The sequence below is a fragment of the Nocardioides sp. 616 genome (assembly GCF_002930065.1).
Classification (GTDB): Bacteria; Actinomycetota; Actinomycetes; order Propionibacteriales; family Nocardioidaceae; genus Nocardioides; species Nocardioides houyundeii.
In genome coordinates this window covers 48,853-68,202 of the sequence record NZ_POAG01000011.1, presented here as the reverse complement: position 1 = coordinate 68,202, position 19,350 = coordinate 48,853, and the positions used below count along the sequence as shown (strand labels likewise).

The window sequence follows — 19,350 nt, the reverse complement described above, 5'->3', positions numbered from 1 at the left end:
TCGCGGGGGCCTCGCGGCGTAGGGGCTCAGGGGCGGTCGAAGCCCACGGTGTAGGAGCCGCTGCCCGAGTAGGACACCACCCGCCAGGAGTAGGTGCCGGCCGTTCCGGTGTAGGTCACCGACTCCCTCGAGGTGGAGCTGACCCCTCGGGCCACCGTGGTCCAGGCCGAGCCGTTCCACCGGTCCAGGTAGAGATCGAAGTCGGCGCCCGACGGGCCGCTGAGGCAGCCCACGTGGGTGCCGGCCACCGCCGTGAAGGAACCGCTGGTCCCGGGGTGGCGGTCGGCGTCACCCGTGCCGCTGAGCGACCCGGTCGCCCTCTCCGGCAGGGCGCACACGCCCGGCGTCGGGGTGGGCGTCGGGGTGGGCGTCGGCGTCGGCGTGGGGGTGCTGGTCCCGGAGCCGGTGTACAGCAGCCGGTTGGGGGAGCCGCTGCCCACGCCGGAGAGCACGCCGGGGGTGGCCGCGGAGACCAGTGCCGAGGCCACGGTGGCCGGCGAGGCGCTCGGGTTGGTCTGCAGGTACAGCGCGGCGGCGCCGGCGACGTGCGGGGACGCCATCGAGGTGCCGCTGATCGTGTTGGTCGCGGTGTTGCTGGTGTACCAGGCAGAGGTGATCTCCGAGCCCGGCGCGAACAGGTCCAGGCAGCTCCCGATGTTGCTGAAGCTGGACCGCGCGTCGGTGCGGGTGGAGGAACCCACCGTCAGCGCCGGGCCCACCCGGGCGGGGGAGCCGTTGCAGGCGTTGGCTCCCGAGTCGTTGCCGGCCGCCAGCGCATAGGTGACGCCGTCGGCGATCGACCGGGAGACCGCGGAGTCAAGTGCGGTCGAGACGCTGCCGCCCAGGCTCATGTTGGCCACTGCGGGCGCACCGGCGCTGTGGTTGCTGGTCACCCAGTCCACCCCGGCGATCACGCCGGAGTTGCTGCCGCTGCCGCTGCAGTTCAGGACCCGGACCGCGACCAGACGCACGTCCTGGGCGACGCCGTAGGTCTCCCCGCCCACGGTGCCCGCGACGTGGGTGCCGTGCCCGTTGCAGTCCTCGGTGCCCCGGCCGTCGTTGATGGCGGAGTAGCCCGAGACCGCTCGGCCGCTGAACTCCGAGTGGGTGGTGCGGATGCCGGTGTCGATCACGTAGGCGGTCACGCCGGCCCCCGAGGGGGTGTAGGTGTAGGCGTTGTTGAGCGGCAGGTTGCGCTGGTCGATGCGGTCCAGTCCCCAGGTTGCCGGGGTCTGCGTCTCGGTGATGGTGACCTGACGGTCGGGCTCGATGTAGGCCACGCGCGGGTCGTTGCGCAGGGACTCCAACGCCGCCTCGGGCAGGCGGGCGGCGAAGCCGTCGAGCACGGTGCGGTAGGTGGCGCTCACCTGTGCGCCGCGGCCTCGTGCGTCACGGCGTGCGGTGTCCACCCGGGCATCGGTCACCCCCTCCTCGAAAACCACGATGTAGCGGTCGTCCGCGGCGGTGCCCAGCACCGGGGCGGGACCGTCGTCGGTGCGGGCAACGGTGCTGGGGGCCTGTTCGGAGGCGCCGGCGACGAGCGGGCTCAGGGCGAGCGCTGCGCCCGTCAGTGCGGCCAGGGCCAGCACCGCCGGGCGAGAGGAGTTTGTGGACATGAGGATCCTTCCCGAGAAGAGGTGAGTCTTCGAAGAGTGAGCCGCTTCCGCAGCCGGCCACAAGGCGCGGCGCGGGTTAACAGTTAACTCAGGCGCCGCCCGGCGACGGCTGCGGGGGCCAGGTCCAGCGGATGGTCGTGGTGCCCGCGGCGGCCGGAGTGGCCACCACGTGCACGCAGTGCGCCGGATCGAGGACCAGCCTGGTCTCCCTGCCGGCACTGCTGGTCGCGGTGCACGAGGCCGGCAGAGCGGCCGGGTGGAAGCTCACCGAGAGCACGTGCTCGCCGGCCGGGAGCCTGAGCCGGCGTCCGTAGGAGTCCTCCAGGGGGCCCATCCCGTCGGAGACCGCCTCGTACTCCGCGAGCACGGTCTGCCCGCGGCGCAGCGGTCGCAGGAACAGCAGCTCGGCGCCGATGATCCCGCCTTCCTCGTCGCTCGTCGTACGGCCCAACCGACAGCCGCGAAGCGCTCGGATCTCGGGCAGGGGTGCGTGGCAGTCCTTCTGGGAGTGGAGCACCACCCGCCGGTCGGGCCCGTCGGCCCGAGCTCTCATCACCTGGCGGACGTTGAGCATCCGCTGGCGCCGATCCGGGCCGATCTCGACCAGGTCGTGGACGCTGACCCGGTCCAGATCGGCGTCCCAACGCGTATCGAGCCCTCCCAGCACGCGCGCGGCCCGTCCCTCCGGCCACAGCGAGTCCAGCTGGGTCACCACCATGCGCCGTCGACGCGGCTGGGGTGTCGCCAAGGCCGAGCGCAGGGTCCCCACCGGCAGGTCCAGCACCGTCTCGAGATGTGCCAGCGCCGCCAACGAGCTCTTGCGCTCGGGACGGCTCCGGCCGGACTGCCAGTAGCTCAGGGTGGCGACACTGACCGACGCACCGTACAGGTCCAGGTGGTCGCGGACGCGCTCCAAAGGCAGCCCGCGCCTGTCTATGGCCTGGCGGAGGACCTCGGCGAAGCCGACTGGTGGGTCCGGCACCCACCACATTCAAGACCTCCCCAACCGCGGGCGCAACCGCGGCCGGCGACCGTGTCCCGCCGAACGTGACCTGGCGGTCCGGAGCGCGGTCCTTCGCTAGCCTTCGTCCGTGCCCCGGATCTTCATCGTCACCGACTCCACCGCCAGCCTGCCGCCCGCGGTCACCCAGGCGCGCGACATCGTCGTCGTGCCGCTCCAGGTGGTGATCGGTGCCAAGGTCCACGACGAGGGCTCCGAGGGGGCCACCCCCGAGCTGGTGGCCGAGGCACTGCGCGACTTCGTGCCCGTCTCGACCTCGCGACCGGCCCCGGCCGCGCTGCTGGCCGTCTACGAGGAGCTGGCTGCCCGCGGGGCTGAGCAGATCGTCTCGGTCCACATCTCCGGCGAAATGAGCGGCACCTTCGAGTCCGCCCAGCTGGCCGCGCGCGAGGCCTCGGTCGAGGTGCTGGCAGTGGACAGCCGGCAGGTGGGGGCGGCCACCGGCTATGCCGCGCTGGCAGCGGCCGACGTCCGGGACGCGGGCGGGGACGCCCGGCAAGCGGCCGCGGCCGCTGCCAGCCGCGCCGCGGCGTCGCACTCGCTCTTCTACGTCGACACGCTGGAGTACCTGCGGCGCGGGGGCCGCATCGGCTCTGCCGCGGCCCTGCTGGGCGGCGCCCTGTCGGTGAAGCCACTCCTGGAGATCCGGGACGGCAAGGTGGCGAGCCTGGAGAAGGTGCGCACCGCCGGTCGCGCGCTGAGCCGCCTGGAGGACCTGGTCGTGCAGGCTGCGGGGGAGCAGCAGCTGGACGTCTGCGTGGCCCACCTGGCCAACCCCGAGCGGGCCGGCGACCTCGCCGCGCGGCTCACGGAGCGACTCGCGGCGAACCTCGAGGGCCGCGAGGTCTGGTGCACCGAGCTGGGTGCCGTGCTGGGCGCCCACGTCGGTCCCGGGATGGTGGCCGCCGCGATCTCCCCACGCGCCTGAGGGCGAGGGTTATCCACAGCTGAGGCTCCGCACCGAGCGGCGCCGGGCGCGAAGTCCCTAGCGTCGTGCCATGCGCTCCCGTCGACCCTCGCCCGAGCACGAGCAGGCCGTGGCCCGCAGGCTGGCGATGCTCTCCGCGGAGCTGGCCACCGTGCGGCCGGCCGCCACCACCTCCCACGCCGGCCCGGACGCCGACCCGGACGCCGGCCTAGTGGCGGGCTCCGACGAGCCCGCCGGCAGTGCGCAGTACGAGGCAGCCCCGTCCGTTCCCCAGCGGCTGGGGTCGGGGGGCTGGGAGTGGGGTGAGCACACCAGGGTCCGTCCGGCCCTCGGTCTCGTCGCGGAGCCCGCCTCCGTAGCGCCGCAGCCGCCCGCCTCCGTGGCGCCCACCTCCGTGGTGCCTGCGCCCGCGGCCCGGCACGACGAGCTGGCGCCGATCTCCGTGCCGGGCAGGCATGCCGCGCGCCGCGGGGCCACCAGCCTGGTGCCGGAGGGACTACGGGGCCGGGTCGCACTGCACCCCGCTCATCTCTCCGTCGTGGCCGTCGCGGTGGCGCTGGCCCTGGGCTGGTGCTGCTGGTGGCTGGTCCGCGGACAGACCGAGCCGGTGCTGACGCCGGTGGTGAGCGTGGACCCGCTGGCTTCGACCCCGCAAGGTCCGGCGGGAGGTCCGACAGAGGGTACGGCGGCAGGCACCGAGGCAGGCACGGAGGGGAGCCCTGTGCCCGGCAGCGAGGAGGGCGCCGCGCAACCGGCGGCCGAGCGGGACCCGGCGACCGCGACCGTCACGGTCGACGTCGCCGGCAAGGTACGCCGTCCCGGCATCGCCGTCCTGCCCGCTGGCTCTCGCGTGGTCGACGCCCTGGAGTCGGCCGGAGGTGCCCGCCCCGGGGTCGACCTGACCGGACTCAACCTGGCCCGGCTCCTGGTCGACGGCGAGCAGGTCCTGGTCGGGATGCCGAGTGTCCCGGGCGGTCCGCCGGTCACGCCCCCAGCCACCGCTGGGGCCACGGGCGGGCCCGCGGCACTGGTCAACATCAACACCGCGGACCAGACGACCCTGGAGACGCTGCCCGGCGTGGGGCCGGTGACCGCGGGCGCCATCATCGGGTGGCGCTCGGAGAACGGGGGCTTCTCGTCGGTCACCGAGCTGCTCGAGGTCGATGGCATCGGTGAGGTCACGCTGGACCAGCTGAGTCCCCTCGTGACGCTCTGATTCCCTGGTGCGTCGACCCATGGCGACGGTGGGGTCCGAGGTGCCGCGCCAGCGCGACCTCCGCATGCCACTGTTGGCAGTGGCAGCCTGGGTTGGCGGTCTGGTCGGCATGACACTGCCCTGGTCCGGACTCCGCCTCCTGCTGGTGCTGGCGGTCATGCTCGGGGTGCTGCTGGTCCTGGTGTCCAGCCCGCGCGACCGGCCGGGGCGGGGGGAGCCAGCCACGGAGCCGGCCACGGAGCCGGCCGCTCGGGTCGGTGCGGCGAGGCGACGTACGGGCGGCGCGACGGTGGGGTGGGCCGCCCTGCTGCTCGGCCTGGCAGTGACGCTGTCGGCCGGTGCCCGGGACCTGCACACCCAGCAGGGAGAGGTCGCGGCCCTTGCCCGGTCGGGTGCCTCGGTCGAGGCCCGGCTCACGGTGCTGGCCGATCCCCGCCTGCGGGAGGGGGAGTTCTCCGACGTGGTGGTGGCGCGTGCGCTGGTCACCGAGGTGGCCGGGCGCGGCCGGGTCTGGCGGGTCCGCACTCCCGTGGTGCTGCTCGGGGACGAGGAGTGGTTGGCGGTGCCCCTGGGAGCGACAGTTCGTGCCTCGGGGCGGCTCCTGGAGGCCGACGGAGACGTCGCGGCACTCCTGCGGGTCCGGGGCGGGCCGGAGGTGCTCGCCCAGCCCGACGTGTGGTGGCGGGGCGCCGCGGTGGTCCGTGCGGGGATCAGGACGGCGGTGGCCGACCGGCCGGAGGACCAGCGGGCCCTGGTGCCGTCCCTGGTGGTCGGCGACGATGCGGGCCTGGACCCCGCACTGGCCGAGGACTTCCGGACCACCGGCCTGACCCACCTGCTGGCTGTCAGCGGCACCAACCTCACGCTGATGGTGGGCTTCCTGCTGGTGATCGCACGGTTGGTCGGTGTGCGGGGCCGGGGGAGGTACGTGGTCGGGGCCCTGGGCATCGTGGGGTTCGTGCTGCTGGCCCGGACCGAGCCCAGCGTGGTCCGCGCCGCCACCATGGGCTCGGTGGCCCTGTTCGCCCTCTCCCGGAACGGCACCGACCGGGGGCTTCGGACCCTGGGAGTGGCGGTGGTGGCGCTGCTCCTGGCGGACCCGCGGTACGCCGTCTCCGCAGGCTTCGCCCTCTCGGTGCTGGCCACCGCCGGGATCCTCGTGCTGGCCCCGGAGTGGAGTGCCGCGATGTCCCGGTGGCTGCCCCGGTGGGCGTGCGAGGCGATCGCCGTTCCCGCGGCCGCTCAGCTGGCCTGCACCCCGGTCGTGGCGGCGCTCTCCGGAGAGGTGAGCCTGGTCGCGGTGCTCGCCAACCTGCTGGTCGCGCCCGCGGTGGCTCCCGCGACGGTGCTGGGGCTGGCCGGTGGTCTCTGTGCCCTGGTCTCACCGGCTCTGGGCCGACTGGTGGCGCTGCCCGCCGCGTGGTCGGTGGGCTGGATCATCACCGTCGCCCGGTGGGGTGCCTCGCTGCGGACCCCGGCGATCCCCTGGAGCTCGCGACCGTCGGGACTGGTGGCGCTCACCGCTCTGGTGGTCGCGACGGCGTGCCTGGCTCCTCGCCTGCTGGCCCGCCCCTGGCTCAGCTCCTCGGTGCTGGGACTCGTGCTCGTGGTGGTCCTGCTGCGCCCACTCGGAGGGGCGCCCCCCGACGGCTGGGTGCTGGCGGCCTGCGACGTGGGCCAGGGCGATGCCCTGGTGCTCCGGGCCGGTCCGGGCTCGGCCGTGGTGGTGGACGTGGGGCCGGACCCGCGCCCGGTCGACGCCTGCCTGCGCCGGCTCGGCGTCGAGCAGGTGCCGCTGCTGGTGCTGACGCACTTCCACGCCGACCACGTCGACGGGCTCGCGGGGGTGCTGTCGGGGCGGACGGTGGGAGAGGTGGACGTCTCGCCACTGGCGGCACCGGCCTCGGCGGCACTCGACGTACGCCGGCAGCTGGAGGCGGTGGGCGTGAGCCCGGTCGTGGCGCCCTACCTACAACCCCGGAGGGTGGGGGAGGTGAGGCTCCAGCAGGTGTGGCCCCCGCCGGGGGCGCCGGCCGACTCGGTCACCGGCGACGGGGCGAACGACGCCAGCGTGGTACTGGTGGCCGAGGTACGCGGGGTGCGCGTGCTGCTCACCGGTGACGTGGAGCCGACCGCCCAGGCCGGTCTTGCCGACGTCGTGGGGGGACTGCAGGTCGACGTGCTCAAGGTGCCGCACCACGGGAGCCGGCACCAGGACGAGCAGTTCCTGACCGGGCTGGGCGCGGAGATCGCCCTGGTCAGCGTGGGCGCCGACAACGACTACGGGCATCCGGCGCCCGGACTGGTGCGGCTGCTCGAGATGAGCGGGATGCAGGTGCTGCGCACCGACCTGGCAGGCGACCTGTGGGTGCTCGAGGACGGCGGCCGGGTCAGCACCCTCACTCGGGGCCCGCAGCGTCGGTGACGTGTGGCAGGCTTGGGCGCACCATGGCCCCGGCTCCCAGTTCGTCCCAGGTCCTCGGCCGCGTCACGCTGGTGACGGGCAAGGAGGAGTTCCTCAACGAGCGCACGGTGCACGCGGTGCGCCGGGCGGTCAGTGCGCACGACGCGGACGCCGAGTTCAGCGAGTCCCTGGCCTCGGACCTGACCGCCTCCTCGCTGGAGGAGATGTCGGCCCCGTCCCTCTTCTCCGCCACCCGGTGCGCGGTGGTCCGGTCGCTGGAGGACCTTCCCGACGACCTCTACGACCGCGTGCTGGCCTACGCCGCGGCACCGGTCGAGGACGTCGCGCTGGTGCTGATGCACGGAGGCGGGTCCAAGGGCAGCGGGCTGCTCACCAAGCTGCGCAAGCAGGCCTCCGTCACCGAGGTCAAGGCAGCCGAGGTCAAGTACGCCTCCGGCTACCAGGACTTCGTGAAGGGCGAGTTCGCCCAGCTCGGGGCCCGCGTGGCCCCCGACGCCGCGGAGTTCCTGGTGGTGGCCGTCGGCCACGACCTGCGGTCCCTCGCCGCGGCGGCCCAGCAGCTGACCAGTGACTTCCCGGGCCAGCAGGTCACCCTGGAGCTGGTCAAGCGCTACTTCGGCGGCCGGGCCGAGGCCAAGTCCTTCGCGGTCGCCGACGCCACCATGGCCGGCGACGCCGACCAGGCCCTGGAGGAGCTGCGCTGGGCCCTGGACGGCGGCACGCCCGCTGTCCTGGTGACCTCCGCGATGGCCGGCTCGGTGCGGGGCGTGGCGCGCTTCCTCGGGTCGGTGGACCGGTCCCGGGAGAACGACCTGGCCCGGGAGCTGGGAGTGCCGCCGTGGAAGGTCAAGACGATCCGTGCCCAGTCCCGCAGCTGGGACGACGTCGGGATCGCCGGTGCGCTGCGTGCGGTCGCGCAGGCGGACGCCGACATCAAGGGCGCGGCGCACGATGCCAGCTACACCCTGGAGCGGCTGGTGCTCACCCTGGTCGGGCTCAGGGCCCGCTGAGTCTCGCGCTCCCCGACCCGCGCGGAGCGACCACCGGGCCGCAGCCACCTCGCCCTAGGCATGACGAAGCAGGCATGACAAAAGCGCCGCACTCCGACGGAGTGCGGCGCCTTCGGCGATGAGGGGCCTCAGAGAGCGGCGGACTTCTTCGCGATGGCTGACTTGCGGTTGGCGGCCTGGTTCTTGTGGATGACGCCCTTGGAGGCAGCCTTGTCCAGCTTGCGCGCGGCCTCGCGGCCAGCGGCCACAGCCACGTCCTTGTCGCCGGACTCGGCGGCCTCGCGGAACTTGCGGACGGCGCTCTTCAGGCCGGTCTTCACGGCCTTGTTGCGCTCGTGCGCCTTCTCGTTCTGCTTGTTGCGCTTGATCTGGGACTTGATGTTCGCCACGGAAGAACCTTCGGTCTCGTTGTGCTCGGAAAATGGAAGTCTGGCTTGTCGGCTGCCTGGCAGACCCCGCAGGGTCGGGCGCCGGACATGCAGAGAAGAGAGTACCCCGCCCGCGCCGAGCCGCCCAAATCAGGTTGCAGCGCCACGCACGGTGACGGTGGGGGACCACTCGCGGCGCTCGCAGAGCCATTGCCAGCAGGCCTCACCCTGCCATGCCTGGTGCAGGCGCAGGTAGGGGGAGCCGGCGGGCACCGGTAGCGCGCCCTGGGCGAGGAAGTAGCCGGCGAGCAGCGCCAGCACGCGGTCGACGTCCTCGGCGGGCACGTCCCGGAGCATCGGGCCGCGCAAGGCGTCCTGCACGTCCAGACCGTCGCCTCGTGGGCCGATCAGCGCGATGAGGGAGTCCAGCCACGGTGCCCCCAGCACCGCGGAGCCCCAGTCGCAGACCAGGACCCCGGCGTCGGTGACCAGCAGGTTGTCGTCGCGGACGTCGGTGTGGACCACGGCGCCGCCCCGGACCGCCTCGAGGGCCTCGGCGGCCAGCGCGGACGCCTCGTCGGCGTGGGCGAGGCGAGGTCGCGTGGCCCGGAGGGAGGCCCAGTGGTCGCTCGCGGCGAAGTCGTCGGCGAAGGAGCCGAGCTGCAGACCGGCCGGAGCGCTGCTGAGGTCCTCGGCCACGGCCTGCAGAGCGTCGAGCGTGGCCGAGAGGTCGACAGGCGACCAGGGGCGGCGCGGGGCTGGGCCTTCGGCGTACTGGATGCCGAGGGCCACCCAGTCGTCGTCCAGCATCCACTGCAGTCGCGGCGCCGGCACGGAGCGCGGGAGCGCCGCCAGGGTGCGGCCCTCGGTCCGGTAGGAGGAGGCAGACATCCGCTGCGCGACCGCGGAGGCCGCCTTGACGAAGTGCCGCGTCCCGTCCTCGCACACCAGCACCGAGGCGAAGCCCGGAGTGAAGCCGGCGTCGCGGGAGTGCGACGCCACCACCGGCGAGCCGCACTTGCGCTCGATGAACGTGCGCAGCCGCGGCGGCAGGAACGGCCAGTCCAGGCGTATCGCACTCCCGTCACCGGGCACGGGGTAGGTCGTCATGGTGCTCCATCCTGCTGGTGGCTCGTTCGGGTCGTCGCGGGTTCGGACACGGGGTTTGCGGCATGGAAGAATGGAGGCGACCCGCACGTACGCCGTACCGAAAGTCATCCGTGTCCCTGAAGAACGCGCCGCAGCCCGGCAAGACCGACCCGTCGATCATCCGGAACTTCTGCATCATCGCGCACATCGACCACGGCAAGTCGACCCTGGCCGATCGCATGCTGCAGCTGACCGGTGTGGTGGACGCGCGTGCCGCGCGGGCACAGTACCTCGACCGGATGGACATCGAGCGCGAGCGCGGCATCACCATCAAGAGCCAGGCCGTCCGGATGCCCTGGACCGTGCCGGCCGACAACGACGAGGGTGCCGAGCCCGGCACCTACGTCCTCAACATGATCGACACCCCCGGCCACGTCGACTTCACCTACGAGGTCTCCCGCTCGCTGGAGGCCTGCGAGGCGGCGGTCCTGCTGGTCGACGCCGCCCAGGGGATCGAGGCCCAGACGCTGGCCAACCTCTACCTGGCGATGAACGCCGACCTGCACATCATCCCCGTGCTCAACAAGATCGACCTGCCGAACGCCAACCCCGAGAAGTACGCCGCGGAGCTGGCGGGGCTGATCGGCTGCGACCCCTCGGACGTGCTGCGCACGAGCGCGAAGACGGGCATGGGCGTCGAGGCGCTGCTCAACGAGATCGTCAAGCAGACTCCGGGCCCGGTCGGCGACGCGGACGCTCCGCCGCGAGCCCTGATCTTCGACTCGGTCTACGACACCTACCGCGGCGTGGTGACCTACGTCCGGGTGGTCGACGGCAAGCTGAGCCACCGCGACCGGATCAAGATGATGTCCAACGGCGTCGTGCACGAGATGCTCGAGGTGGGCGTGATCAGCCCGGAGCCGGTCAAGGCCGGCGAGATCGGTGTCGGCGAGGTCGGGTACCTGATCACCGGGGTCAAGGACGTGCGTCAGTCCCGGGTCGGTGACACCGTCACCAGCCAGCACCACGGCGCGACCCAGGCGCTGAGCGGCTACAAGCACCCCAACCCGATGGTCTACTCCGGGCTCTACCCGATCGACGGCGACGACTACCCGACGCTGCGCGACGCCCTGGAGCGCCTGCAGCTCAACGACGCGGCCCTGGCCTACGAGCCGGAGACCTCCGGCGCCCTGGGGTTCGGGTTCCGGTGCGGGTTCCTCGGTCTGCTCCACATGGAGATCGTCCGCGAACGGCTCGAGCGGGAGTTCAACCTCGACCTCATCTCCACCGCACCCAACGTGGTCTACGAAGTCGTCATGGAGGACGGCTCGGTCGTGGAGGTGACCAACCCGAGCGAGTACCCCGACGGCAAGATCGCCGAGGTTCGCGAGCCGGTGGTCAAGGCCACGATCCTGTCGCCCTCGGACTACATCGGCACGATCATGGAGCTGTGCCAGACCAAGCGCGGCAACCTCCAGGGGATGGACTACCTCTCCGAGGACCGGGTGGAGATGCGTTACACGCTCCCGATGGGTGAGATCGTCTTCGACTTCTTCGACCAGCTCAAGTCGCGCACCAAGGGCTACGCCTCCCTGGACTACGAGCGCTCCGGCGACCAGGCCGCCGACCTGGTCAAGGTCGACATCCTGCTCCAGGGCGAGCCGGTGGACGCGTTCTCCGCGATCGTGCACCGCGACGCCGCGTACGGCTACGGAGTGATGCTGGCGGGCAAGCTCAAGGAGCTGATCCCGCGCCAGCAGTTCGAGGTGCCGATCCAGGCCGCCATCGGGGCCCGGGTGATCGCCCGGGAGAACATCCGCGCGATCCGCAAGGACGTGCTCGCCAAGTGCTACGGCGGCGACATCAGCCGCAAGCGCAAGCTGCTGGAGAAGCAGAAGGAGGGCAAGAAGCGGATGAAGATGGTGGGCCGCGTCGAGGTCCCCCAGGAGGCGTTCGTCGCCGCACTCTCCACCACGCAGCCCACGGAGAAGTCCAAGAAGTAGCCGTGCCGGAGCACACGGCGGTGCGGGTGCCCGACGGCCTGGAGGCTCGTCGCGTGCTCGGTGAGCCGTGGGTCTCCTGGCTGGACCGCCTCCCCGCCCTGGCGCGCGAGATGCTCGGGGAGTGGCAGCTGGAGCTGGACGGTGCAGCCATGCACGGCCACTGCTCCCTGGTGCTTCCCGTCTCGGACCGTGAGGGCAACGGGTGCGTGCTCAAGCTCGCGCTCCCCGACGAGGAGTCCGAGCACGAGGCGCTCGCGCTGCAGCGCTGGGCCGGCGACGGTGCGGTCCGACTGCTGCGGGCGGACCCCGCTCGTCGGGTGCTGCTGCTGGAGCGGTTGGCGCCCGAGAGCCTCGCCGACCTGTGGGACGTGCAGGCCTGCGAGATCGTCGGCGATCTCTACCGCCGCCTGCACCGACCCGCCCCCGCGCAGGTGCGCCTGCTCACCTCCTGCCTGGAGAGGTGGACCGCGTCCCTGGGCGAGCTTGCCGCAGGGGCGCCGCTGCCTCGACGGCTCGTCGACCAGGCGGTGTCGCTGGGACGGGACCTGGGCGCCGACACCTCTGCGCCCCGGTTGCTCCACACCGACCTGCACTACGACAACGTGCGCGCCGGGGTCCGGGATCCCTGGCTGGCGATCGATCCCAAGCCGTTGGGCGGCGACCCGCACTACGAGGTGGCTCCGTTGCTGTGGAACCGCTGGGACGAGCTCGCCGGCGACGTTCGGGCCGGCGTTCGACGCCGCTTCCACGCCGTGGTCGACGCGGCCGCCCTCGACGAGGAGCGCGCTCGGGACTGGGTGGTGGTCCGGATGCTGCACAATGCGATGTGGGCCCTGGCCGATGACCGGGACCTGGCGTGGGCGGAGACTCGGCGCTTCCTCACCATCTGTGTGGCGGTCGCCAAGGCCGTGCAGGACTGAGAGGGGACGCCGGTGGGCGCGCAGGTGCTGGCCGTCAACGTGGGGCGACCCGAGACCGGGCCGTGGACCGGGCGGGTGGGGCGTACCGCCATCCGGAAGCGGCCGGTCCACGGACCGGTGATGGTTCGCCGTACGGGCCTGGACGGGGACTCGGTGTGCGACCTGAAGTTCCACGGGGGACCCGACAGGGCGGTCTACGCGTTCGCTCGCGAGGACCTGGACCACTGGCAGACGGCGCTGGGCCGACCGGTGCCGGACGGGCAGTTCGGCGAGAACCTGACCACCTCTGGGATCGACCTGGGCGCCGCCCTCCTGGGGGAGCGGTGGCGGGTGGGCGCGGCCCTGGTGGAGGTGGCCACGGTGCGGACCGCCTGCCGGGTCTTCGCCAACTGGATGGGTCTGCGCGGCTACGACGACACCGCGTGGATCAAGAGGTTCACCGCCCACGGGCGACCCGGCGCCTACCTGCGGGTGCTGGAGGAGGGGGCGGTCGAGCGGGGCGACGAGCTGGAGGTGGTGCACCGACCGGACCACGGCGTGACGATGCAGCTGGCCTTCCGTGCCGTCACCACCGAGCGAGCACTGCTGCCGGAGCTGCTGGTGGTCGACGACCTCGCCGAGGACCTCAGGAGGAAGATCACAACGCGCCTCGTCCGCTGAGGGGCGAGGGATGCGGGTGCTCGGGCCAGAGGTACGTTCGAAGGGTGAGTAGCTCGCACACCGAAAGCACACCGCAACCCACCGACAGGTCCTTCTTCGGTCAACCGGCGGTCCTGGCCAACTTGTTCGGGGTCGAGCTGTGGGAGCGGTTCAGCTTCTACGGCATGCAGGGGATCCTGCTGATCTACCTGTACTTCAGCGTCTCCGACGGGGGCCTGGGGCTGGACCGCGCGGTCGCAGCCGGGATCGTGGGCGCCTACGGCGGATCGGTCTACCTGAGCACCATCCTGGGTGCCTGGTTCGCCGACCGGGTCCTCGGGGCCGAGCGCACGCTGTTCTACTCCGCCGTCCTGGTGATGATCGGCCACGTGGCGCTCGCCGTCCTTCCTGGCCTGGTGGGGGTGGGGGTCGGACTGGTGCTGGTCGCCCTCGGCAGCGGCGGGGTCAAGGCGAACGCAACCTCGCTCGTGGGGTCCCTCTACGGCGAGCACGACGACCGCCGGGACGCCGGCTTCTCGATCTTCTACATGGGGATCAACATCGGTGCCCTCGTCGGCCCCCTGCTCACCGGAGTGCTCCAGAAGGAGTGGGGCTTCCACTTCGGCTTCGGTCTCGCCGCGATCGGCATGGCGTTCGGCCTGGCGCAGTACGCCCGCGGGCGCAGCCGGCTGCCCGAGAAGACTCATCACGTCCCCGACCCGCTGCCCGCAGGCGCCCTGCCTCGGTACGGCGTGGGCGCGGCGGCGGTGCTGGCCCTGGTCGTCGTCCTGGTCCTCGTCGGGGTGATCACCGCAGGCCGGCTCGCCGACATCGTCATCTGGGTCAGCGTGGTGGCAGCCGTCGGGCTGTTCGCCCTGATGCTCGCCGACCGTGCGGTCGTCGGCCGGGAGCGGAGCCGAGTGCTGGCGATGATCCCGCTCTTCGTCTGCAGTGCGGTCTTCTGGTCGCTCTACCAGCAGCAGTTCACCGTGGTCACCATCTACGCCGACGACAGGCTCAACCGTGACCTGTTCGGCTGGGAGATGCCGATCTCGTGGGTCCAGTCGATCAATCCCGTCTTCATCATCGTGTTCGCGGGCGTCTTCGCGGCCCTGTGGACCCGGCTGGGCGACCGCGCGCCGCGGACGCCTGCCAAGTTCGGCCTCGCCGCCGTGGTGATGGGGCTGGCCTTCCTGGCCTTCCTGCTCATGCCGTCGGGCGAGAACTCGGCGCCCCTGCTGGGGCTGACCGCCATCCTGCTGCTCTTCACCATCGCCGAGCTCCTGATCTCCCCGGTGGGTCTCTCGGTCTCCACGAAGCTGGCTCCGGCCAAGTACCACACCCAGATGGTGGCCCTGTTCTTCCTCTCCGTGGCGCTGGGCTCCGCGGTCTCGGGCAAGCTGGCCGGCTACTACCACCCCGACGACGAGACCGGCTTCTTCCTCATCATCGGCGCGGTCTCGGTGGCGGTCGGGCTGCTCGTGCTGGTCGCCAAGACCCCGATCCAGCGGCTCATGGCGGGAGTGCGCTGAGGCGGAGCGGCGCCCTCCTGCGGAACTCACGAGGGTCATTGGGCGAGGTGTCTCGAATCACGGGTCAAAGCGGTGAATTGCTACCGGCCAGTTGCACAGTGATCTAGGTTACTTCCAAGCAGACCGGGCGGCGTTAGATGCGCCACTAACCGCAAGTACAGGGAGTCGCATGCCCATCAACCACGACAGCAGCTTCATGGCGAATCTGCTCCCGAACGTGGCCGTCCAGTTCCACGACCGCGTGGCCAAGTCTCCCGAGCGCGAGGCGTTCCGCTACCCCACCAAGTCCGAGAGCTGGGAGTCGGTCACCTGGGCGCAGGCCGGCGAGGTCGTCGAAAAGCTGGCAGGGGGCCTGCTGGCCCTGGGGCTGCAGCCCGAGATGCGAGTGGGCATCGCCTCCGGTACGCGCTACGAGTGGATCCTGGCGGACCTGGCGATCATGTGCGCCGCCGGCGCGACCACGACGGTCTACCCGAGCACCAACGAGGATGACACCGCCTACATCCTCAGCGACTCCGAGAGCCGTGTGGTGTTCGCCGAGGACGACGAGCAGATCGCCAAGCTGGTCAACCGCAAGTCCGAGCTGCCCTACGTCAACAAGGTCGTGACCTTCGACGGTCGGAGCGACGGGGACTGGATCATCGGACTGGAGGACCTCGCCGAGCTCGGTGAGCAGTACCTGGCCGCCAACCCCGGCATCATCGCCGAGAAGGCGGCCGGGATCCGTCCCGACCAGCTCGCGACCCTGATCTACACCTCCGGGACCACGGGTCGCCCCAAGGGCGTCCGGCTGCGCCACGAGTCGTGGGTCTACGAGGGTGCGGCCATCTACTCCCAGAACATCCTCAGCGAGGACGACCTGCAGTTCCTGTGGCTCCCGATGGCCCACTCCTTCGGCAAGGTGCTGCTCTCCACGCAGCTCGCCTGTGGGTTCCCCACCGCCATCGACGGGCGGGTGGACAAGATCGTGGAGAACCTCTCCATCGTCAAGCCCACCTTCATGGGTGCCGCTCCCCGCATCTTCGAGAAGGCGCACGGCAAGATCATCACGATGCAGGCCGCCGAGGGCGGCATCAAGGAGAAGCTCTTCCTCAAGGCCTTCGAGGTCGGGCTGAAGGTCGAGGAGCTCAAGCGGGACGGCGAGTCGATCCCCTTCGGCCTCAACCTCCAGCACGGTGTCCTGGACAAGCTGGTCTTCTCCAAGATCCGCGCCCGGTTCGGCGGTCGCGTCCGGTTCTTCATCTCCGGGGCGGCAGCGCTCAACCAGGACATCGCGGAGTGGTTCCACGCCGCGGGCATCACGATCCTCGAGGGCTACGGTCTGACCGAGTCCTCGGCCGGCTCCTTCGTCGGGCACCCCGACGACTTCAAGTTCGGCACCGTCGGCACCGTGTTCCCCGGCTCCGAGGTCAAGCTCGGAGACGGCGACGAGGTCCTGATCAAGGGTCCGGGCGTGATGGACGGCTACCACAACCTGCCCGAGGAGACCGCCAAGGCGCTGACCCCCGACGGCTGGCTGCACACCGGCGACAAGGGGTCGCTGGACGAGAACGGCTTCCTGACCATCACCGGTCGGATCAAGGAGCTGTTCAAGACCTCCAACGGCAAGTACGTCGCCCCGCCGGCCATCGAGTCCAAGTTCAAGGCCGTGTGCCCCTACGCGAGCCAGTTCATGGTCTTCGGCGACGAGCGGCCCTACTGCGTGGCGCTGGTCACCCTCGACCCGGACGCCATGGCGGTCTGGGCGGAGGAGAACGGGATGGCCGGATCGTCGTACACCGACATCGTGCGCAGCGACAAGGTCAAGTCGATGGTCCAGGACTACGTCGATGAGATGAACGGCCAGCTCAACCGCTGGGAGACCGTGAAGAAGTGGGAGCTGCTCGACCACGACCTCACCGTCGAGTCCGGTGAGCTGACCCCCTCGATGAAGGTCAAGCGGAACGTGGTGCAGAAGAACTACACCGACGTCATCGACAAGATGTACGCCTGACCCTGCACCTTCACCACCTGTGACGACGGGTGCCGGCTGAGCTGCCGGCACCCGTTCGTCATGTCGGGTATTGGGCCCTGTTTCCCACGCCGTGGTGGGATGGAGGCGTGCCATCCGTCCAACTCTCCGCCGAGCCGGTCCCCGCCGACGGCGCCCTCCCGGAGCCAGCCCTGCTCGGTGCCGCCGACCGGCCCTTCGGGCTCTACGTGCATGTTCCGTTCTGCCGGGTTCGCTGTGGCTACTGCGACTTCAACACCTACACCGCCACCGAGCTCGGTGACGTGACCGGCGCATCGGTCTCCTCCTACGCCGACGCGGCCATCGCCGAGCTACGGCTGGCGCGCCGGGTCCTCGGGCCCGTGGATCGGCCTGTCTCCACCGTGTTCTTCGGCGGAGGGACCCCCACGTTGCTGCCGCCGGGCGACCTGGGCCGGATCCTCGCCGCCGTGGGCTCGGAGTTCGGTCTGGCCGACGACGCCGAGGTGACGACCGAGGCCAACCCCGACAGCGTGAGCGCAGCGGACCTGGCGCTGCTGCGCGAGTCGGGGTTCACCCGGCTCTCGTTCGGCATGCAGTCGGCCGTGCCCGCGGTGCTGGCGACGCTGGACCGGACGCACGACCCGCTGCGAGTGCCGCTGGCGGTGCAGTGGGCGCGTGCGGCGGGCTTCGAGGAGCTCAGCCTCGACCTCATCTACGGCACGCCGGGGGAGTCCATCGCGGACTGGGCGACCTCGCTGGAGGCGGCACTGGCCAGCGACCCCGACCACGTCTCGGCGTACTCCCTCATCGTCGAGCAGGGGACCGCGCTGGCGCGACGGGTGCGTCGCGGCGAGCTGCCGATGCCCGACGACGACGACCTGGCCGACAAGTACCTGCTCGCCGACGAACGGCTCTCCGCGGCCGGGTTCGACTGGTACGAGGTCTCCAACTGGGCGCGGCGCGAGCGCAGCCGGTGCCGGCACAACCGGCTGTACTGGACCGGCGGGGACTGGTGGGGCGTCGGTCCCGGCGCCCACTCCCACGTCGGCGGAGTCCGGTGGTGGAACGTCAAGCACCCCGCGGCCTACGGTCAGCGACTGGCCCAGGGCAGCAGCCCGGGGCAGGGCCGGGAGGTGCTCACCGCCGAGGACCGCCACACCGAACGGGTCCTGCTGGAGCTGAGGCTGCGCGAGGGACTGGACCCCGCCGTGCTCGACCCGGCGGGCCGTACCAGGATCCCGACCGTGCTGGACCGCGGCCTGGCGGTCCTGGAGGGGGAGCGGTTGGTGCTCACCCGCGAGGGCAGGTTGCTGGCCGACGGCGTGGTGCGCGACCTGCTGCCCGACTGACCAGGACCAGCCACCCGTCAGGGCGCGGTGACGAAGTCGATCAGCTCCTCGACCCGGCCGAGCAGCGAGGGGTCGAGGTCCTGGAAGCCGCGTACGGCGCCGAGGACGTGCTTCCAGGCCCGGGCGATGTCCGCCTGGTCGCGGTGCGGCCATCCGAGCTGCTGGCAGGTGCCCTTCTTCCAGTCGATCGACCGGGGGACGTCGGGCCAGCGCGAGAAGCCGAGCCGGCCGGGCTTCACCGCCTGCCAGATGTCGATGAACGGGTGGCCCACGATCAGCACGTGCTTGCCCACCTGCGAGCGCATGATGCCCTGGGCGATGCGGCTCTCCTTGGAGCCCGGCACCAGGTGGTCCACCAGCACCCCCACTCGACGGTCTGGTCCCGGCTTGAAGTCGAGCAGGTGGTCGGCGAGGTCGTCGACGCCTCCCAGGAACTCCACCACGACCCCCTCGATCCGCAGGTCGTCACCCCAGACCTTCTCCACCAGCTCGGCGTCGTGCCGGCCCTCCACGAAGATCCGGCTCTGCCGGGCCACCCGGGCCTTCACCCCGTGGACGGCGACCGACCCCGAGGCCGTCCGGGTCGCCTTGGCGGGGGCGGCGACCTGGACCGGGGGAGTGAGGACCACCGGCGCGCCCTCGAGGAGGAAGCCCGGCCCCATCGGGAAGGTGCGTCGCTTGGCGCGCCGGTCCTCCAGGGTCAGCGTGCGCAGGTCACGGTCGATCGCCACGATCTCCCCGCACCACTGGGTCGTCACCTCCTCCACCACCAGACCCAGCTTCGCGGCGTGCTCGGCGGCGCGGCCGCGCTTGGGCTTGCGCCAGTCGGTGGCGAGGACGTCGGAGCCGTATCGGTCAGTGGGGCGATCAGTGGAGGAAGGCACCCGCCAACGCTAGGCACCCGGTCACCCCGGGCGACGCCGACGCGCCGGGGAGCGGCTCAGGACTGCCCGGGCTCCTGTCCCTCGTCCCCGAGCAGGTCCAGCTCCTCGCGACTGCGGGTGGTGGGGTCGTCCGTGTCCAGGGGCCGGGCCAGCGGGTTCTCCTCGGGCCGCAGGTCCTCCGGCAGCTGGTCGTCGTCGACCCCGGCCAGGCTGGGCTGCTCGGGGGCGGTGCCGTTCTCGTCGTCGGCGGTGGCGTCACCGCTGCTCGAGGGGGCGTCGGGCATCTCGGGAGGTTGGGTCATGAGGTTCGGTACCCACCCGGCGTACGCCGCACGCGCCGGCGCCTGCTCTCACCACACGGCCTCTCACCACACGGCC

The 19,350-nt window shown here is 71.7% G+C and carries 16 protein-coding genes; 10 read left to right on the top strand and 6 right to left on the bottom strand.

The features are described from left to right. Window positions 1-26: 26 nt before the first annotated feature. Together C5H89_RS04165 and C5H89_RS04160 are read right to left on the bottom strand one after the other, a co-directional pair. Entirely contained in the window at window positions 27-1,616 is a 1,590-nt protein-coding gene (locus C5H89_RS04165) for a S8 family peptidase (RefSeq protein ID WP_104105828.1), read from the bottom strand. Window positions 1,617-1,704: 88 nt separating this feature from the next. Next, complete coding sequence (locus tag C5H89_RS04160) at window positions 1,705-2,598, bottom strand: XRE family transcriptional regulator (RefSeq protein WP_162799202.1); 894 nt, start codon at window positions 2,596-2,598, stop codon at window positions 1,705-1,707. Window positions 2,599-2,707: 109 nt separating this feature from the next. Between C5H89_RS04160 and C5H89_RS04155 the strand changes: the two genes are divergently transcribed. The 4 genes from C5H89_RS04155 (at window position 2,708) to holA (ending at window position 8,216) form a co-directional block, all read left to right on the top strand. Further along, window positions 2,708-3,565 carry a DegV family protein gene (locus tag C5H89_RS04155; protein ID WP_104105826.1) on the top strand — a complete coding sequence of 286 codons (858 nt, stop codon included), beginning with the start codon at window positions 2,708-2,710 and terminating at the stop codon, window positions 3,563-3,565. Window positions 3,566-3,635: 70 nt separating this feature from the next. Continuing rightward, window positions 3,636-4,781 (top strand): ComEA family DNA-binding protein, encoded by a 1,146-nt coding sequence (locus C5H89_RS19055; protein WP_205304853.1) that lies wholly within the window; start codon window positions 3,636-3,638, stop codon window positions 4,779-4,781. A gap of 109 nt (window positions 4,782-4,890) precedes the next feature. Next, the gene (locus tag C5H89_RS04145) at window positions 4,891-7,206 is read left to right on the top strand and encodes a ComEC/Rec2 family competence protein (protein ID WP_240181695.1); all 2,316 of its coding nucleotides are present in this window, start codon (window positions 4,891-4,893) and stop codon (window positions 7,204-7,206) included. Window positions 7,207-7,229: 23 nt separating this feature from the next. Further along, window positions 7,230-8,216 carry a DNA polymerase III subunit delta gene (gene holA / locus C5H89_RS04140; RefSeq protein WP_104105824.1) on the top strand — a complete coding sequence of 329 codons (987 nt, stop codon included), beginning with the start codon at window positions 7,230-7,232 and terminating at the stop codon, window positions 8,214-8,216. A gap of 128 nt (window positions 8,217-8,344) precedes the next feature. On the opposite strand, the gene rpsT is transcribed toward holA, so the two are convergent. Together rpsT and C5H89_RS04130 are read right to left on the bottom strand one after the other, a co-directional pair. Further along, window positions 8,345-8,605 (bottom strand): 30S ribosomal protein S20, encoded by a 261-nt coding sequence (rpsT, locus tag C5H89_RS04135; RefSeq protein ID WP_101524868.1) that lies wholly within the window; start codon window positions 8,603-8,605, stop codon window positions 8,345-8,347. A gap of 129 nt (window positions 8,606-8,734) precedes the next feature. Beyond that, a complete protein-coding gene (locus C5H89_RS04130; RefSeq protein WP_104105823.1) occupies window positions 8,735-9,694 on the bottom strand; it encodes a phosphotransferase in 960 nt (319 codons plus the stop codon). 110 nt (window positions 9,695-9,804) lie between these two features. On the opposite strand from C5H89_RS04130, the gene lepA reads away from it, so the two are divergent. The 6 genes from lepA to hemW all read left to right on the top strand — a co-directional run bounded on the left by lepA (window position 9,805) and on the right by hemW (window position 18,088). Next, window positions 9,805-11,676, top strand: coding sequence for a translation elongation factor 4 (gene lepA / locus C5H89_RS04125; protein ID WP_240181694.1), 1,872 nt, complete (start codon window positions 9,805-9,807; stop codon window positions 11,674-11,676). 2 nt (window positions 11,677-11,678) lie between these two features. After that, window positions 11,679-12,596 (top strand): aminoglycoside phosphotransferase family protein, encoded by a 918-nt coding sequence (locus C5H89_RS04120; RefSeq protein WP_240181693.1) that lies wholly within the window; start codon window positions 11,679-11,681, stop codon window positions 12,594-12,596. Window positions 12,597-12,608: 12 nt separating this feature from the next. Then, a complete protein-coding gene (locus C5H89_RS04115; protein ID WP_205304852.1) occupies window positions 12,609-13,256 on the top strand; it encodes an MOSC domain-containing protein in 648 nt (215 codons plus the stop codon). Between the two features lie 44 nt (window positions 13,257-13,300). Continuing rightward, entirely contained in the window at window positions 13,301-14,767 is a 1,467-nt protein-coding gene (locus C5H89_RS04110) for an oligopeptide:H+ symporter (RefSeq protein ID WP_104105821.1), read from the top strand. 169 nt (window positions 14,768-14,936) lie between these two features. After that, window positions 14,937-16,760, top strand: a complete 1,824-nt coding sequence (locus C5H89_RS04105) for an AMP-dependent synthetase/ligase (RefSeq protein WP_205304851.1) — start codon at window positions 14,937-14,939, stop codon at window positions 16,758-16,760. Window positions 16,761-16,867: 107 nt separating this feature from the next. Continuing rightward, window positions 16,868-18,088: a radical SAM family heme chaperone HemW gene (gene hemW / locus C5H89_RS04100; protein ID WP_104105820.1), complete on the top strand. Its 1,221-nt coding sequence runs from the start codon at window positions 16,868-16,870 to the stop codon at window positions 18,086-18,088. A 17-nt stretch (window positions 18,089-18,105) separates the two neighbouring features. On the opposite strand, the gene C5H89_RS04095 is transcribed toward hemW, so the two are convergent. Next, window positions 18,106-18,972 (bottom strand): DUF3097 domain-containing protein, encoded by an 867-nt coding sequence (locus tag C5H89_RS04095; protein WP_104105819.1) that lies wholly within the window; start codon window positions 18,970-18,972, stop codon window positions 18,106-18,108. 56 nt (window positions 18,973-19,028) lie between these two features. Then, entirely contained in the window at window positions 19,029-19,256 is a 228-nt protein-coding gene (locus tag C5H89_RS04090; protein WP_104105818.1) for a hypothetical protein, read from the bottom strand. Between the last annotated feature and the right edge of the window lie 94 nt (window positions 19,257-19,350).

Coding starts and splice junctions, on each gene's coding strand:
- C5H89_RS04130 (WP_104105823.1), bottom strand. CDS start 9,694: ATGACGACCTACCCCGTGCCCGGTGACGGGAGTGCGATACGCCTGGAC.
- C5H89_RS04165 (WP_104105828.1), bottom strand. CDS start 1,616: ATGTCCACAAACTCCTCTCGCCCGGCGGTGCTGGCCCTGGCCGCACTG.
- C5H89_RS04105 (WP_205304851.1), top strand. CDS start 14,937: ATGCCCATCAACCACGACAGCAGCTTCATGGCGAATCTGCTCCCGAAC.
- C5H89_RS04145 (WP_240181695.1), top strand. CDS start 4,891: ATGACACTGCCCTGGTCCGGACTCCGCCTCCTGCTGGTGCTGGCGGTC.
- C5H89_RS19055 (WP_205304853.1), top strand. CDS start 3,636: ATGCGCTCCCGTCGACCCTCGCCCGAGCACGAGCAGGCCGTGGCCCGC.
- C5H89_RS04090 (WP_104105818.1), bottom strand. CDS start 19,256: ATGCCCGACGCCCCCTCGAGCAGCGGTGACGCCACCGCCGACGACGAG.
- holA (WP_104105824.1), top strand. CDS start 7,230: ATGGCCCCGGCTCCCAGTTCGTCCCAGGTCCTCGGCCGCGTCACGCTG.